13 protein-coding genes are annotated in these 14,936 nt (G+C 72.0%); 5 read left to right on the top strand and 8 right to left on the bottom strand.

Going from position 1 to position 14,936, the window contains the following annotated elements:
• Window positions 1-172: 172 nt before the first annotated feature.
• The 5 genes from ACWGJB_RS18345 to ACWGJB_RS18325 all read right to left on the bottom strand — a co-directional run bounded on the left by ACWGJB_RS18345 (window position 173) and on the right by ACWGJB_RS18325 (window position 5,654).
• Complete coding sequence (locus ACWGJB_RS18345; protein WP_453381173.1) at window positions 173-982, bottom strand: ECF transporter S component; 810 nt, start codon at window positions 980-982, stop codon at window positions 173-175.
• On the bottom strand, window positions 979-2,592 hold the full coding sequence (locus ACWGJB_RS18340) for an ABC transporter ATP-binding protein (RefSeq protein ID WP_453381172.1): 1,614 nt from the start codon (window positions 2,590-2,592) through the stop codon (window positions 979-981). Before ACWGJB_RS18340 ends, ACWGJB_RS18345 begins: the two co-directional genes overlap by 4 nt.
• A complete protein-coding gene (locus tag ACWGJB_RS18335) occupies window positions 2,589-3,728 on the bottom strand; it encodes an energy-coupling factor transporter transmembrane component T (RefSeq protein ID WP_453381171.1) in 1,140 nt (379 codons plus the stop codon). Before ACWGJB_RS18335 ends, ACWGJB_RS18340 begins: the two co-directional genes overlap by 4 nt.
• A gap of 103 nt (window positions 3,729-3,831) precedes the next feature.
• Entirely contained in the window at window positions 3,832-4,452 is a 621-nt protein-coding gene (locus tag ACWGJB_RS18330; protein WP_453381170.1) for an SCO2322 family protein, read from the bottom strand.
• Complete coding sequence (locus ACWGJB_RS18325) at window positions 4,449-5,654, bottom strand: prenyltransferase/squalene oxidase repeat-containing protein (protein WP_453381169.1); 1,206 nt, start codon at window positions 5,652-5,654, stop codon at window positions 4,449-4,451. The genes ACWGJB_RS18330 and ACWGJB_RS18325 overlap by 4 nt, the downstream gene beginning before the upstream one ends.
• Before the next feature lie 334 nt (window positions 5,655-5,988).
• Between ACWGJB_RS18325 and ACWGJB_RS18320 the strand changes: the two genes are divergently transcribed.
• Window positions 5,989-6,636, top strand: coding sequence for a phosphotransferase family protein (locus ACWGJB_RS18320; RefSeq protein ID WP_453381168.1), 648 nt, complete (start codon window positions 5,989-5,991; stop codon window positions 6,634-6,636).
• A gap of 21 nt (window positions 6,637-6,657) precedes the next feature.
• Here ACWGJB_RS18320 and ACWGJB_RS18315 read toward each other — a convergent pair whose 3' ends face one another.
• A complete protein-coding gene (locus tag ACWGJB_RS18315; protein ID WP_453381167.1) occupies window positions 6,658-7,689 on the bottom strand; it encodes a hypothetical protein in 1,032 nt (343 codons plus the stop codon).
• Between the two features lie 285 nt (window positions 7,690-7,974).
• On the opposite strand from ACWGJB_RS18315, the gene ACWGJB_RS18310 reads away from it, so the two are divergent.
• The gene (locus ACWGJB_RS18310) at window positions 7,975-8,574 is read left to right on the top strand and encodes a helix-turn-helix domain-containing protein (RefSeq protein WP_453381166.1); all 600 of its coding nucleotides are present in this window, start codon (window positions 7,975-7,977) and stop codon (window positions 8,572-8,574) included.
• A gap of 64 nt (window positions 8,575-8,638) precedes the next feature.
• Window positions 8,639-10,075 (top strand): FAD-dependent oxidoreductase, encoded by a 1,437-nt coding sequence (locus tag ACWGJB_RS18305; RefSeq protein WP_453381165.1) that lies wholly within the window; start codon window positions 8,639-8,641, stop codon window positions 10,073-10,075.
• 28 nt (window positions 10,076-10,103) lie between these two features.
• Here ACWGJB_RS18305 and ACWGJB_RS18300 read toward each other — a convergent pair whose 3' ends face one another.
• A complete protein-coding gene (locus ACWGJB_RS18300) occupies window positions 10,104-11,183 on the bottom strand; it encodes an MBL fold metallo-hydrolase (RefSeq protein WP_453381164.1) in 1,080 nt (359 codons plus the stop codon).
• 697 nt (window positions 11,184-11,880) lie between these two features.
• Between ACWGJB_RS18300 and ACWGJB_RS18295 the strand changes: the two genes are divergently transcribed.
• Both ACWGJB_RS18295 and ACWGJB_RS18290 read left to right on the top strand, forming a co-directional pair.
• On the top strand, window positions 11,881-12,087 hold the full coding sequence (locus ACWGJB_RS18295; RefSeq protein WP_453381163.1) for a hypothetical protein: 207 nt from the start codon (window positions 11,881-11,883) through the stop codon (window positions 12,085-12,087).
• Between the two features lie 852 nt (window positions 12,088-12,939).
• Window positions 12,940-13,194: a hypothetical protein gene (locus ACWGJB_RS18290; protein ID WP_453381162.1), complete on the top strand. Its 255-nt coding sequence runs from the start codon at window positions 12,940-12,942 to the stop codon at window positions 13,192-13,194.
• A 565-nt stretch (window positions 13,195-13,759) separates the two neighbouring features.
• Here the strand turns inward: ACWGJB_RS18290 and ACWGJB_RS18285 are convergent.
• Window positions 13,760-14,710, bottom strand: a complete 951-nt coding sequence (locus ACWGJB_RS18285) for a hypothetical protein (protein ID WP_453381161.1) — start codon at window positions 14,708-14,710, stop codon at window positions 13,760-13,762.
• Window positions 14,711-14,936 lie beyond the last annotated feature (226 nt).

Below are 14,936 nucleotides of genomic sequence, written 5' to 3'. Positions count from 1 at the left end.
TTGTGGTCGCATAGGCCGTGATGGCCCGTTGTGTGGCGTGGCTCTCAATCCCCAGGTCAGAGCCCCTGGCGAATCGGGCATTCAGGAAAAATCTGATTACTAGCCGGGGTCGTAGGTGACGTGGGTCATGTGGGGTGCTTCACCGGTCGCGTCACCGGATGCGTACGACGCCTCACGCCCCGAGGCCGTCGAATGTGACCGCGGTCTCGAAAGCGGCCCTCCTGGTGGCCCGGCGCAGTGCCCGCAGCAGAGCCGGCCCGAGGACGAGGGTGAGGACGACCGTGCACAGGGCCCGGCCCAGGTTCCAGCCCATGGCGGTGGCCAGGCTGTAGGCGAGGAACCGGGCCAGATTGGCGGCGGGCCCCGCGTGCGGGTCGAAGGCGATGTTCGAGGCGGTGCCGGCCAGCAGCGGCCAGCCGGCCAGGTCCACGACCATGCCGTAGCCGAACGCGGCCAGGAAGCCGTAGCCCGCCAGCAGCGCCAGCTCACCGCGCCCGCGCAGCCGCCCGGCCCCCGGCAGCAGCCCGGCGCCCATCGTGAACCAGCCCATCGCCAGCATCTGGAACGGCAGCCACGGCCCCACCCCGCCGGTGAGCAGCGCCGACGCGAACATGGTGAGCGAGCCGAGGGTGAACCCGAAGCCCGGCCCCAGCACCCGCCCGCTCAACACCATCAGGAAGAACATCGGCTCGATCCCGGCGGTGCCCGCGCCGATCGGCCGCAGCGCCGCCCCCGTCGCGGCCAGCACGCCGAGCATGGCGACCGCCTTCGGACCGAGCCCCGACTCGGAGATCGTCGCCCCGAGCACGGCGACCAGCAGGAGCAGCAGGCCCGCGAAGAGCCAGGGCGCGTCCTGGGCGTGCGAGGTGATCCGGGAGCCGGGCGGGGCGAAAAAGGGCCAGCCGACGGCGACCACGCCGACGGCACTGACGAGGAGCAGGGCGGCCAGCGAGCGGGGGCCGAGCCGCACCGGGCCGGTCATGCGAGCGCCTTGCGCACCTGGGCCACGGTCAGCCACCGCTGCGGCGCGAGGACCTTCGTCACCTGCGGCGCGAAGGACGGCGAGGAGACCACGATGTCGTCCGTCGGCCCGTCCGCGATCACCTCGCCCTCCGCGAGCAGCACGACCCGGTGCGCGATCTCGGCGGCCAGCTCCACGTCGTGCGTGGCCAGCACGATCGCGTGTCCGTCGGCGGCGAGCCCGCGCAGCACGCCGACCAGCCGGCCCTTCGCCGCGTAGTCGAGGCCCCGGGTCGGTTCGTCCAGCAGGAGCAGCGGCGGCCGGGCGGTCAGTACGACGGCCAGTGCCAGCGCCAGCCGCTGACCCTCGGACAGATCGCGCGGATGGGTGGCGTCGGCGACCCCGGGGAGCAGCCCGGACACCAGGTCACGGCAGGTTCCCGGGGCCGCCCCCGCGTCCCGGTCGGCGGCCGCGCACTCGGCGCCGACCGTGTCGGCGTACAGCAGGTCACGGGGTTCCTGCGGGACCAGGCCGACCAGGCGTACGAGGTCACGCGGGCGGGTGCGATGCGGCACCGCCCCGCCGACCCGGACCGTCCCGGAGCCCGGCTCCACCAGCCCGACCAGGGCACCCAGCAGCGTGGACTTCCCGGCGCCGTTACGGCCCATGAGAGCGACGGTCTCGCCGGGCGCGACGGTCAGACCGACACCGCGCAGCGCGTCCACCCGGTCCCGGCGGACGGTGAGGGCACGGACCTCGGCGAGCGGAGTGACGGGGGCCGCGGGGTCGGCGGGGGTCCGCTGCTCCGGGGCCCGTCCGGCGAGGCGCTCCCGCAGCCCGCCCGCCCGGCGCCGGGCGTCCCGCACGGTCATCGGCAGCGGCGACCACCCGGCCAGCCGTCCCAGCTCCACCACCGGCGGGCACACCGGCGACACGGCCATCACCTCGGCGGGAGTGCCGCACACCGGCGCGGCCCCCGGCCCCGGGAGCAGCACGACCCGGTCGGCGTACTGCACCACCCGCTCCAGCCGGTGCTCGGCCAGGAACACCGTGGTCCCCAGGTCGTGCACCAGCCGCTGGAGCACGGCCAGCACCTCCTCGGCGGCGGCCGGGTCGAGTGCGGAGGTCGGTTCGTCGAGCACCAGGACCGAGGGATGCGGGGTGAGCACCGACCCGATCGCGACCCGCTGCCGCTGCCCGCCCGAGAGCGTGGCGATCGCCCGGTCCCGCAGCCCGTCGAGCCCCAGCAGATCGAGGGTCTCCTCCACCCGCCGCCGCATCACGGCCGGAGCGATCCCCAACGACTCCATCCCGTAGGCGAGTTCGTCCTCCACCGTGGCGGTCACGAAGTGGGCGAGCGGATCCTGCCCCACCGTGCCGACGACATCGGCGAGTTCACGCGGCTTGTGCGTCCGGGTGTCCCGCCCCGCGACGGTGACCCGGCCGCGCAGGGTGCCGCCGGTGAAGTGCGGCACCAGCCCGCTGACGGAGTTCAGGATCGTCGACTTGCCGGTACCGGACGGGCCCACCATGAGGACGAGTTCACCTTCCGGCACCTCGAAGTCGACGCCCCGGACGGCCGGCCCGGCCGCGCCCTCGTACGTCACGGAGACGTCCTCGAAACGGATCACGACGGCTCCTTCGGCGCGACGAGGGCGGGCAGCAGCCCGAGCAGCACGGCGGCCGCGGGCCACAGCGGAAGCGTGGGGGCGACCAGCGGTACGACCCCGGGCTGCAGGGCGTCCGGATCCCGCACCGCGGCCAGCGCGAGCAGCCCGGCGACGGCCGCACCCGACCCGGACACCAGCCAGGCCCGCGCGTCCCACGCGTCCGGCCGGTAGCGGGTGCGCAGCGAACGACGGCCGCCGAGCCGCAGCCCCGCCAGCGCGGCGACCACCCCGGCCAGCAGCAGGGGCAGCCCGTAACCGCCACCCTCGGCGGTGAGCAGCCCGTACGTTCCCGCGCACACGCCGAGCAGGCCGCCGAGGGTCAGCGCGGCCGTCGTACGACGGACCCGGTCCGGTACGTCGGCGCTGCGGCCGTAACCGCGCGCGTCCATCGCGGCGGCGAGGGCGACCGAGCGCTCCAACGCGCCCTCCAGGACCGGCAGTCCGACCTGGAGCAGACCCCGGATGCCGGAGTCGGGGCGGCCGCGCAGCCGGCGGGCGGCGCGCAGCCGCTGGACGTCGGCGATCAGGTTCGGCGCGAAGGTCAGGGCGACGACCACGGCCACGCCCAGCTCGTACAGGGCGCCGGGCAGCGACTTGAGGAGACGGGCCGGATCGGCGAGCGCGTTCGCGGCGCCGACGCAGATCAGCAGGGTGGCGATCTTGAGGCCGTCGTAGAGGGCGAAGACCAGCGCCTCGGCGCTGACCCGGCCACCGAGCCGGATGCCCTGCGCCCAGTGGGGGAGCGGGATCTCGGGGAGGGTGACGAGGGTGTGCGAGCCGGGGACGGGAGAGCCGAGGAGGACGGTGAAGGCGAGCCGGACGATCAGCACGGCGAGGGCGAGCTTGGCGAAGGCGGAGTAGGAACGGGCCCCCTGCGTCCGGCTCCGGCAGGCGGCCACGACATAGCCGGTGACCGTGACGAGAAGGGCGAGAAGGAGCGGGTTGGTGGTCCGCGAGGCGGCGACCCCGAGCGAGAGCGCCCAGAGCCACCAGGCACCGGGGTGCAGAGTGCGGCTACGCCGGGACCGGGGCACGGGGGGTTTCACTCGCCCGCGCTCGCGGGAGGCACGCCTGCCCGCAGCCGAGTGAGCCGACATGACTGCCGACGGCTGAGGAGCGCCCCAAAGGGGCGCGGGTCGTATCGATGTGCGGCTCCGCCGCGTGGGCGCGACCGGCCCCCACCGGCCCGCACTGTGACGATCACGCATTCTTCCGCCGCCGCGCCTGCCAGAAGGCGCCCGCAGCCACCACCACGACCACCCCCACCCCGGCCAGCAGCCCCAGCGACGGCCCGCTGTCCGACGCACCTTTCGCCGATATCTCCTCCCCGCACCCCTTCTCCGGATACCCCCCGATCGCACACAGCAACGCGTTCGTGTCGTACCGCAACGGCTTGGCCACCGCGGCCAGCGCGTCCGCGGCCGTCGCGTCGTCCGGCACCACCGCGCACGCGGTCCGCCGCACCGGCGGCCGCTGCGCCGACGGCGCGTCCGCCGTCGTACCGAAGTCGATGACCAGCCCCACCCGCTTCTGCCCCCGGACCGCGGCCGTGTCGGCACAGATCGTCCCGAAGTCCGCCGTCCCGCGCGGCTGCGACGCGTCCCCGGAGTCCTCGCTCACCGCGAACCGGAACCCCTCGACCGCGCCGTCGTCCGGCCGCGCCGTGGCGGGTCCCTGCGTGGCGTACGTCCACCGCGAACCGTCCCGCTCCCAGAACGACCAGTAGCGGTAACCGGCGGCCTCCGCCGGCGCCGCGGTCGCCAGCAGGGTCAGCGCGGCCGTCACCAGCAGCGCCGCACGGCGGACGCGGACGCCGGTCACGGCTGCCGCTGCTTCCGGCGCCCGCTGAACAGGAAGCCGATGCCGATGCCGGCGACGAGCCCGGTACCGACGATCCACCAGACGCTGGTGCCCGACGACTCCTTCTTCTCCTCGGTGTGCTCGGCCGCGGCCGCAGGGGCGGGCCCCGTCGCGTTGAGCGCCGTCACCAGGTCCGTGCCGCCGAAGTCGCGCGGATCCGCGCCCATCGCGTGCGCCGCGAAGATCAGCTCGGCGTAGGCCGCGGGCCCGCTCTGCTTGGCCCACGGCACGGCGTGGGCCTCCAGCCAGGCGTACGGCTTCCGTGCCGGCTCGGTCGAGCCCTGCGCTGCCATGGCCACGACCGCGTCGGCGGTGTTGCCGTAGTCCGGCTGGGGCTTGGCGCCGGCGAGCGTGGAGACCAGGTGCCCCTGGTCGTGCGTGGCGTCCGCCAGATACGCGGCGCCGTTGCGGGCCACCTCCGCCGGTGTCAGCGCCTTGTCGGAGTTGGCGCAGACATAGCCCTCCGCCGGGGCCTTCCCGGCCGTCGCCGCGAACCCCTTGCCGAGGACACCGAGCACCCCGGCGGCGGTCGCGTCCGCGTTGGCCGCCAGCTTCCCCTTCTTGTCCGGCTGGTAGGCGAGGCCGCCGCCGTCCTCGTCACAGGGGACGGACCACTTGGCGAGGAGGTCGTCCGCGGCCTTGTCCGGGGTCTCGCCGGCTGCCGCGAGCGCGCCGATCACCACGCCGGTGGAGTTGGTGTCGCTGGGCGAGCCGGGGGTGTAACCCCAGCCGCCGTCCTTGTTCCGCTGCGACTTCAGCCAGGTCACCGCCTTGCCGACGGCGTCGTCGTGCCCGCCGACCGCCGCCAGTGCCTGTACGGCGGCGGCCGTGCTGTTCGTGTCGACCGTCACCTTGGCGTCGCAGGCCGCGGTCGGCTCGGCGCGGAACGCCGCGTACGAGCCGTCGGCACACTGCTGCCCGGCCAGCCAGTCCACCGCCTTCGCGGCCGGGGTCAGGCCCACCGTGTGCTGGGCGAGCAGGGCGAGCGACTGGCGCCAGACGCCGTCGTACTTGGGGTCCGTACTGCCGAACAGCCCCGACGGGAGCACCGTCGAAGCGGACGGGGACGGGTCGTCGGCGGCCGTCGCGGTCATGGCGGGCGTGGCGACGCCGATGACGGCGGTGGCGGCCAGCACCGCGGCGCTGCGGCGGAGGACGGTCATGATCGGCGGGTGCCTCTCCCTGCGGGGGAACCGGGCGGCACGGGACACCCCGGCGGCTCGGCTCCGTGAACCTCGACGGTGCCGTGCGCCGACGGGTGCCGGCGCACATGAGCCGATCAACGTCCCGCGCGGGGCGGTCCGGCTCACCGTCGGTGCGACGGTTCACGGACAGGGGTGTCCCCGGTTCGGGCGAAGCCGAGAACCGGGGAAGGGGTCACGCCGGGTTTGCACCGGCTTTCCCCCGTACGGGTGATGACGACCCGGCTACTTTACCGGCCGCCGAATCGAAGCTGAGGGGCGGCTGTGGGTCGTAGCCGCTGGTTATGGTCATGCCATGACGGGGAGACTGCTCGGTTCGGGGCGTTCGGCCGACGTGTACGAGATCGACGAGGCGTGGGTGCTGCGCCGGGACCGGGACGGCTGGGGGGACGCGGCCGCCGAGGGCGCGGTGATGACGTACGTACGGGAGCACGGGTACCCGGTGCCCCGGGTGCGGCCCGCCGGGTCCCGTACCGACCTGGTCATGGAACGGCTGTCCGGGCCGACCATGCTGGCGGCGCTGCTCACGGGGGAGATGGGCGCGGCGGCGGGCGGTGCGCTGCTCGCCTCGCTGCTGCGGCGGCTGCACGCCGTGCCCGGGCGGGACCCGGCCGATCCCGGCTCCCGTGTCCTCCACCTCGACCTGCATCCGGACAACGTGATGATGACCCCCGACGGGCCTCGGGTCATCGACTGGACCAATGCCGAGGACGGGCCGCCCGGCCTCGACTGGGCCATGTCCGCGGTGATCCTCGCCCAGGTCGCGGTGGGCGAGCTGCCGGTGGCCCGCGAACTGCTCGCGGCCCTGCTCGCCGATCCGGGCGAACTGACCGAGGAGGGGCTGGCGGAGGCCCTGCGGCGACGGGCGGCCAATCCGACGATGAGCCGCCGGGAGGTCGAACTGCTCGGCACGGCGGAGAAGTTGATACGAACCTTGATATAACCGCAGGCCGGCCTCGGTGTCCTAGGCCGCTGTCACGACCGGGGCGATGCCCGCGGACAGGTGGCGGCCCATCCGGCGCAGGGCGTCGTCGCAGCCGGCGGGGTCCTCGCCGACGGCCACCCAGAGCGCCAGCCGGTCGTCGACGGTCGCGTGCGGCCCGGCGGTGACGTGGTGGCCGGCGTCCCGGGTGAGGATCATGCGGTCGGCGCCGGGTTCCCCGGCCGCGTCGGGGGAGAGGGTCAGGTGGTCGAGGCGGCCGGTGGCGGCGGGATAGGCGAACCGGATCGCGGCCGCCCGCTGCCGGGTGGGCGTGGTGTCCGGCACCTCGCCGGTGGCCAGGGCGGCGGCGGCCTGCGCGAGATCGACGCCGGTGGCACGTTTGACGAGGAGCGGGATCAGGTCGCCCGGGAGGCACGGGGTGACGTCGGTGACCCGGGGGCCGCGGTCGGTGAGCCGCAACCCGATGTGCAGCACACCCCGGGTGAGGCCGAGGGCGTGCACGGTGCGGTCGACGGCGAGACGCAGGAAACGGTTGTGCAGCAGGCCGTCGTGGGCGTGCACGGTGTGCCGCAGCGGCTGCCGGGCGGGCGCCGGGCCCAGGGTCGTACGGGTGATGGCGACGATACGGATCTCGCCGTCCAGGACGACGGTCTCGGCGCAGACCCTGGGCGTACCCGGGTCGTCGACGGGGACCGCGCCGGCGGCGAGCGAGGCACCCAGTACGGCCGGGTCGGCGCAGGTGGCGGCCGTGGCGGGGGAGGGGCCGGGCAGCCCCAACTGCCCGGCGATCCTGGCCGCGGCGACCGTGTATCCGGCCGACTGGGCCAGCACCCCGCGGACCCGGTGCCGGGCCGCGAACCGCACCACCGCCGACGCGGTCGCCCCGTCCTTGCCGGGGTCCGCCGCCAGATGACCGGCCAGGCACGGACGTGCCCAGTCGGGCGGCGCGACGTCCACCAGCACCACGGGGCGGGCCGCGGCGATGCGCGTCAGCACGAACTCGTCGTACGCGCACCGGCGGCCGGCACCGAGGAGCAGGACGGGCTGCGACATCCGTTCGCCTCACCTTCCGGGAGGAGGCGGGGCGGCTGGTCGCCCCGGATGCCGCTCCCCCATAGGCGGCACCCGGGGCGGGTCGGTTCGACCATGGCCTGGTGACGTGATCGTTCCCGATCCTTTCTGGCGAACCGTCATATGTCAACGATTGCTGCCCCGTTCCGCAGTGACCCTTGTCATGTCTGGTGGCCGGGCACGGGAATTCGATAGCCTCGCGTCTGCTCGGCCGACCGCCTGCTCGGCTGACCGACCGTTCAACGACGTGTCTCCTGGGGGACCTTGGTGAGTGACGCCCATGCCCCGCTGACCGGCGTACTGGCACGGCTCGGGGAGCTGACCGGACGGCCCGGGCGGCTGTGCGAGGTGCTGGACGTGGCCGACCTGTCCCACCGCACCGGGATTCCCGTCGGGACCGTCGCCGAACTGCTCGCCGGCGGAACCGCGCCCGAGGCGGGGCTCGCCGAACGGGTGCGCCAGCGGCTGGACTTCATCCGCGAGAACCGGCGCAGGCCCGACGGCAAGCGGTACTCGCTGGGCGAGCTCGCGGCGATCGCCGGCACCAGCAGGCAGTGGCTGAGCGAGTGGCGCAAGAGCGGCATGCCGGGCCTCGAACACACCGACCGGCTACGGCGGTTCTTCGGGCTGCCGCCCGGCTTCTTCACCGCCGACGAGCCCGAGGCGCTGTACGAGGCGCTCCAGCCGGTGTTGCAGGGGCTGGAGGCACAGGCCGACCCGCTGTCCCGGCTGCGCGAGAGCGGCCTGGTCCGGCTGGCCGCCCGCGCCCCGCAGATGAACGCACGTCAGCTCACCACCCTCGCCGACCTGGCGGAGATGCTCATCACGTCCGAGACGGGCGCCAACCAGGTCGCCAACCAGGCCTGAACGGGGCTGTCCCAGGACTCCGAGGACCGCCGGCAGGCGGCTGCGACAGGAGGTCTCCGTCCTCATGCCCGACATGTCTGACACGCTCGGCCGAGGGATCGCGACGGGCCGGCGTACCGCGATCGTCGTCGGTGGCAGCACCGCCGGACTGCTGACCGCCTCGGTCCTCGCCACCCGCTTCCACGAGGTCACCGTCATCGAGGCCGACCGGCTCCCCGAGAGCCCCGCGCACCGCAGGGGCCTCCCGCAGGCCCGGCACGCCCATCTCCTGTGGTCCGGGGGCGTGGCCGCCCTCGAGGACCTGCTCCCGGGCGTCACCGGCGAGCTGGTCGGCAGGGGTGCGGGGCTCATCGACGTGATGAAGGACCTGGTCAGCAAGGCGCCGTCGGGACAGTGGTTCAGGAGGTTCACCGATTCACGGCACGGCATGGTCGTGTGCAGCCGGGATCTGCTGGACGCGGTGGTCCGCGCCGACGTGCTGGGCAGGCGGCGGGTGACACTGCGGGACGGCACCCGGGCGGTGGGCCTGGTGGGCGACCGGAGCCGGGTGACGGGGATCCGTCTCTCCGGCGGGGGCGAACCCGGCTTCCTGCACGCCGACTTGGTGATCGACGCGAGCGGCCGCGCCTCCCGGGCCCCCGGGTGGCTGACGGAACTGGGCCTGCCGCCGGTCGCGGAGCGCGTCGTGGACGCCGGGGTGGCCTACGCCAGCCGCGTCTACGCGGCTCCGGCCGCCACCACCGCCCTGCCCCGCTACCCGGTCGTGAACGTCCAGGCCGACCCACGCAACTCGCCGGGCCGCGGCGGGGTCCTCATCCCCATCGAGGGCGGACGCTGGCTGGTCACCGTCTCCGGCACACGAGGCGGCCGGCCGACCGCCGATCCGGCCGAGTTCGAGCGGTTCGCGCTCACCGGCCTGCGGGACCCGATCATCGGCCGCCTGATCGCGAACGCCAGGCCGCTGACCGCCCCGGTGACCACCCGCAGCACCGCCAACCGCCGCCGCTACTTCGAGAACGCGCCCACCTGGCCGGAGGGCTTCGCGGTGATCGGCGACGCCGTCGCCGGCTACAACCCGGTCTACGGCCACGGCCTCTCGGTTGCGGCCCAGAGCGCGATCGCGGTCCGCGAGGTCCTGGACAGGCACGGGGCGGGCGCTCCGGGCACCGCCCGCCGCATCCAGCGGGCGGTGGCGCGCCCGGTCGGCAACGCGTGGAACCTGGCGGTGGGCCAGGACGTGCACTACCCCGGAGCGGCCCCGGAACCCCCGACGCCGGCGGAACGCCTCCTCACCGCCTACGTCGACAAGGCGGTGGCGGCGGCCTCGGAGAACCCGCGCGCCCTGCACGGCCTGCTGGACGTGATGAGCCTGAAGACCCCACCGGCACGGCTGTTCGCCCCCGACATGCTCAGGAACATCTTCTTCGGGGGACGGAAGGGGCCGCTGGGCGAGGTGCCGCTGTCGGTTGTGGAGCGGGAGGCGGCGGGCCTGGAGGGGTAGTTCGCGAGCGACGTTGCGAGGGACTCTGCTACACCGCCACGTACGTGACCGGCTCGCTCCCCGTCACCGGCTCCACAAGACCCAGTTTCACCAGGCGCCGCAGATGGGCCTCCGCCTCCGAGACGGCGATGTTCCGTGATCCGTAGGGGATCTGCTCCCAGGGCCGGTTCCACTCCATGCGTACGGCCAACTGCCACAAGGTCAGCGGCTGTTGGAGGAGGGCCTGGAGGGCGGTGAGGCGTTCCTCGTGGTGGGCCAGGAGCTCCCGTACCCGTGCCGGCGCGTCGGTGAAGGTGTACTGATGGGCCGGGAGGACCTCGGCGGGGGCGAGGCGGCCGATGCGTTCCAGGGAGTCGAGGTAGTCGCCGAGGGGGTCGGTGACGGTCGCGTCGTCGGGATCCTCGTAGAGGCCGATGTGCGGGGTGATCTCGGGGAGCAGATGGTCGCCGGAGAACAGGCGTCCCAGGCCCGGGAGTTGCGCCGGATGCTCTTCCTCCAGGTGCAGGCAGACATGGCCGGGCGTGTGCCCCGGCGTCCAGATGGCGCGCAGCCGGCGGCCGGGCAGGTCGAGGAGTTCGCCGGGGAGGATCTCGCGGTCGGGGAGGGCCGGGGACAGTCCCGGCGGCGAACTGCGGCGGCGGGGCCCGCCGCGCAGGGGCGCCACGTGTTCCTCGGGCGCTCCCGCGGCCGTCAGCTTCGCCGCCATGTACGTGAACCAGCGCTCGGGGCGGGTCTCCCGGGCCCGCCGCACGATCGCCGCGTCGGCCGCGTGCATGGCGAGCCAGGCTCCGGACGCCTCCCGCACCCGCCCCGACAGCCCGTGATGGTCGGGATGGTGGTGGGTGATGACGACCCCGTGCACCTCACCGACCCCCGTACCGCACGCCGCCAGCCCCGCCACCAGCACGTCCCACGACCCGGGATCGTCCCACCCGGTGTCGACAAGGACCGGCCCACGATCGGTGTCGACGACGTACACCAGCGTGCACCCAAGGGGATTGTCCGGAATGGGAACCTCGACGGACCGTACGCCCCCGCCATGATCGTGAACGGTCACCTCCGGCCGCACCGCCGTGGACTCGTCCTGCTCGCCCTGACTGTTCGCCATTCGTCGCCCTCCGCCCCCGCACCGCCTCACGGCCATTGCTCACTATAACTAGAACTGGTTTCAACGGTCGCCCAAGTCGACTGATGCTGAAGGGCGTTGGGTTGACCTGCGCTGATGTGTCCGCTACCTGTCATCGCTTGTCGGCGTTGGTCACCGTCGGACGGCCCAGAGACGGCCCAGCCGTCGGAGCGGTGCTCCTGGGCGCGGGGGTGGGCATCCGCGAAGGCCTCGGCCGGGCATTTGCTGCTGCACCACAGCCAGCGGCGCACGGGGTGGTACGCCCCGCCAACTGCTGCCTACGCGGCGCCCCCTGCACTCCAGGCCACTACACCCTTGCGAGTGAAAACAGCCAAAACGTACTTGCGTGATTACGGATCGTCGACTATTGCGATCCGCTTGATCCTCAAGTCATACTGCCTCCACCAACCCGACTGACAGACAGTCGGCATGACGGGGGCTCAACCATGTCTCGCATCCTCGAAATACGTACGCCGCGGATCTGACTGCTGATCATCTGCGGCTCCCGAGATGCACGTCGACGCGGAAGCACGTTGGCACGCCGAGTGGATCTCCACCAGGGACTTGGGAGCACGTTGCTGCCGTAAGCGGCACGCTGTGACCAAGATTTTTTGCTGTGAACGACCCTCATCCGGCTTCCAAGAGGCTGAACACAGCAAAGCCCTGAGAGGCCCCGAACATGCAACAGTTCTTGGAACTGGTCAGCCCGAAGCATCTCCTCGCGGCTCTGCGCATCCTCCCTCTGATCATTGCTGTCGTACTCCTTGCGCCGGCCTGGATCTGCTGGATCTTCCTGCCCGAGGGACGACAAAAGCGCGTCATCGACCTCGTGAAGCAGTTGATCGAGTGGACAAAGGCGACACGTGATGAGCCCTCCTCCGTCTGAATCTTTCCCACCACCGGGTCGCCCGGGGCCTCAGCTTGGGAAGCTGCGGGCATTCGGGGGCGGTCTGGGTGCTGACCTGGGCGCACGAGTTAAGTGCTGCCTCGTCGGAGGAGGTGGCTTTCACCGTGATTCACCGCTGTTCCCCGCTCGACCTGGTGCGCTTGTGGTGCGGGGATGAACGGACACGGTCGAGGGGTGCCAGGCTCGCAGGGTGGGTTGTCAGTGGCCACGACTAGGGTCTTGGACGCGCGGTCGGCTTCCGAGGTGTCCAGCTCTGTAGAGCAGCTGCATCCCCGGTCCTGTCTGGGGGCGGCCCGGGGGGCAACCCGGGACCTAACCGACGGTCGGGCTTCGTCGATGGCCAAGAGTGAGACCTGCCAGCGCCGGCCGCGCACCAATCAGCGCTGCACGTCGACCGCATGTGCACGCTTTCCAACTGTCCGCGCGGCTGTCCGGGGGCGTTCGCAGGGGTTCGTAGCGCAGGTCAGAGGGAGTGCGCGTACGGCGGCGAACGGTGATGGCCGTGGGCGCACTGGACAAGACCAGGACAACGAGGCGACCGACGCCCGCTTTAGGAGCGAGGTTGGGTGACCACACGTGTGACCTGGCGTTCCCTGCCGTGAGTTGACCGCCTGCCATTGTTCCCTTCGGCCCTCCGGTTCCCCGCGAGTCCCCGCCTGTTCTGGCACGAGAGTGGCACGGACGAGCCTGAGCCCGGCCTGATCCATCGTGGTCGCTGATCGCCCTCGAACGGCTGACAGATGGCGTGCTTTGTGGGGCCGTGGGCCTACCCGCATGATCGGCGGAGTCGCATGACGGGCTCGGATCACGCAGGACCGCTATTGTCCGTGCGTGCAGATATTCGTCAGCGCGCTCTTTGGTGTGATCGCCCTGGTCAACTTGATACAGGTGGTTGTAGGACGTCAACTGGTCGGGCGGTCCCGGAGTCGACGCGTAGGCGGCGCGGTGCGCTGGGAGTCCGCTGCGACAGCCGTGGTGGGTGTGGGCGGCATGGTCATGGTCATGAGTAAGGGATGGGGCTTCGCCCTGATTTTCTTGGGCTTGGTGGCCCAGGAGCTTGTACGGCGGAGTGCCCGTCAGCAATGAGCGGCCATGAGACGGCCCGAGCTGTCCCACGTGATCGGCGGAGTCTCAATGGTCGAGTTAAGGCGACTGGCGCCGGCCCGCGTGAGGGCGGCGCCCGTACAAGGTCAACGCTTTGAGGTCTGTGCTCATCCTTATCAGGTCGATCACCGGGACCGTCGACGTCGGCGAACCGGGCCCGAGCCTCGGCCGATCGTCCGCTGGAGGTTCGGCGCCGATCGCTGCTGTTCGTGCTTGTTGGTGTCAGCCGCAGGTGTCATCCGCCGCACGCAGTCTTGACAAGCGCGGCCTTCTCTCCAGCCTGGAGCACTAGTTCGGAAGATCGCGTACGCACCTCCTGCCCGAGCAGCCACCCCACTGAACTGCACGTTCCCGCCAGCCTCCCCGCAGTTCCCCGAGCCTCCCCATGCGGAGCCATCCCATCAGGCACGCGGGGGGGCACGTCGGCTAGGGCACGGGCAGCATCTGATCCGTAGGCGGGTTCACCCCGGATGCGTGCCCCGTGGACAGTGTCCGACGGTCGGCGGAGCGGGTGGGTGGCGGTGCCTCCAGGGCTGCACGGCGGTGTTCAGCCTGTGCAGCCCAGGACACTTCCGGGCGGAGCGCAGTTGTCCGGGGTGTTGTTACGAACCACGGACCGGTCGAGGCTCAAGGAGCCGCCGGCTTTGTAGATGCCGCCGCCACTGCCGGGGCCGCCCGTCGCGGTATTGCGTTGCACCGTGGAGCGGGTCACCGTCAGCGTTCCTTGGTTCCAGATGCCGCCGCCGAAGGGGGCAGTGTTGCTGTACACCGTGGAGCCGGAGACCGTCATCTCGCCCAGGTAGTTGAGGATGCCGCCGCCGTCACTCACTCTCGCGGTGTTGTGGTGCACCGATGAGCGGATCAGCGTGACCGTTTGGCCGGCGAGGTAATTGAAGATGCCTCCGCCATTGTCTCCGGAATTGCCGAACACACTGGAGTCACGCACCGTGAGGGACCCGTTGTTGTTGATTCCGCCGCCGGCGCCGATTGAGTAGTTGTCCCTCACCGTGGAGCTGACCACCGTCAGCGTGCCCAGGTTGTGGATGCCTCCACCCGCGCCTGAGGGCGCCGTGTTGTCTCTCACCGTGGAGTGGCTCACCGTCAACGTGCCCTCGTTGTCGACGCCGCCGCCGGAGGACGCAGCGCTGCCATGGGTGAGGATCACGTGGTCCAGGAGAACCCGGGCTCCGCTGCCGACCGTGACGGTGGAGCCTGCGTGGTTACCGTCGAGCACCGCCCCACCGACGCCCCTCAGGGTCAGGTCCTTGTCGATGGTGAAGGGGCCGGTACAGGTCCCTCTCACCAGCAGGGTGTCGCCGGGCGAAGCGGCGGTAATGGCGGGCTGCAGGGCGTTGGGGTTGGCGCTGCAGCTCACCGTGGTCACCTGGGCAGCCGCGGCCGGTACCACTCCGGCCAGGCCGGCTGCCCCTGCCGCTACCGCAACTGTCGCCTGTGGCAGCCAGCGGCGCCGTAGGAACCTGCTTACTTCGATGAGCATCTGGCTTCTCCTGGCCTTTCAGTACGCATATGCGGGAAAGAGGTACGCCCTAACGTCGTTCTCTCAGCGCGGCGCGAGCACCCCGTGATCGAACATGTGGTGCCCCGGTCGGACAGCGCAGCGTCGGGGGCGATCGGCTTGTCCCTCGAATAGTCCGACAAACCTGCCTGATCGGACTACGCGGACTGTTCGGGCTTGAGGAACGTAGGTAAGGCATGAGGGAGTC

The organism is Streptomyces sp. NPDC054813 (genome assembly GCF_053611365.1).
The sequence above is the reverse complement of the archived record's forward strand: the minus strand, read 5'-3'. Positions and strand labels throughout refer to the sequence as shown.

What these genes read in the sequence shown, in the direction of transcription:
- ACWGJB_RS18345 (WP_453381173.1), bottom strand. Translation starts at nt 982, where the DNA reads ATGACCGGCCCGGTGCGGCTCGGCCCCCGCTCGCTGGCCGCCCTGCTC.
- ACWGJB_RS18335 (WP_453381171.1), bottom strand. Translation starts at nt 3,728, where the DNA reads ATGTCGGCTCACTCGGCTGCGGGCAGGCGTGCCTCCCGCGAGCGCGGG.
- ACWGJB_RS18325 (WP_453381169.1), bottom strand. Translation starts at nt 5,654, where the DNA reads ATGACCGTCCTCCGCCGCAGCGCCGCGGTGCTGGCCGCCACCGCCGTC.
- ACWGJB_RS18320 (WP_453381168.1), top strand. Translation starts at nt 5,989, where the DNA reads ATGACGGGGAGACTGCTCGGTTCGGGGCGTTCGGCCGACGTGTACGAG.
- ACWGJB_RS18315 (WP_453381167.1), bottom strand. Translation starts at nt 7,689, where the DNA reads ATGTCGCAGCCCGTCCTGCTCCTCGGTGCCGGCCGCCGGTGCGCGTAC.
- ACWGJB_RS18305 (WP_453381165.1), top strand. Translation starts at nt 8,639, where the DNA reads ATGCCCGACATGTCTGACACGCTCGGCCGAGGGATCGCGACGGGCCGG.
- ACWGJB_RS18300 (WP_453381164.1), bottom strand. Translation starts at nt 11,183, where the DNA reads ATGGCGAACAGTCAGGGCGAGCAGGACGAGTCCACGGCGGTGCGGCCG.
- ACWGJB_RS18295 (WP_453381163.1), top strand. Translation starts at nt 11,881, where the DNA reads ATGCAACAGTTCTTGGAACTGGTCAGCCCGAAGCATCTCCTCGCGGCT.
- ACWGJB_RS18285 (WP_453381161.1), bottom strand. Translation starts at nt 14,710, where the DNA reads ATGCTCATCGAAGTAAGCAGGTTCCTACGGCGCCGCTGGCTGCCACAG.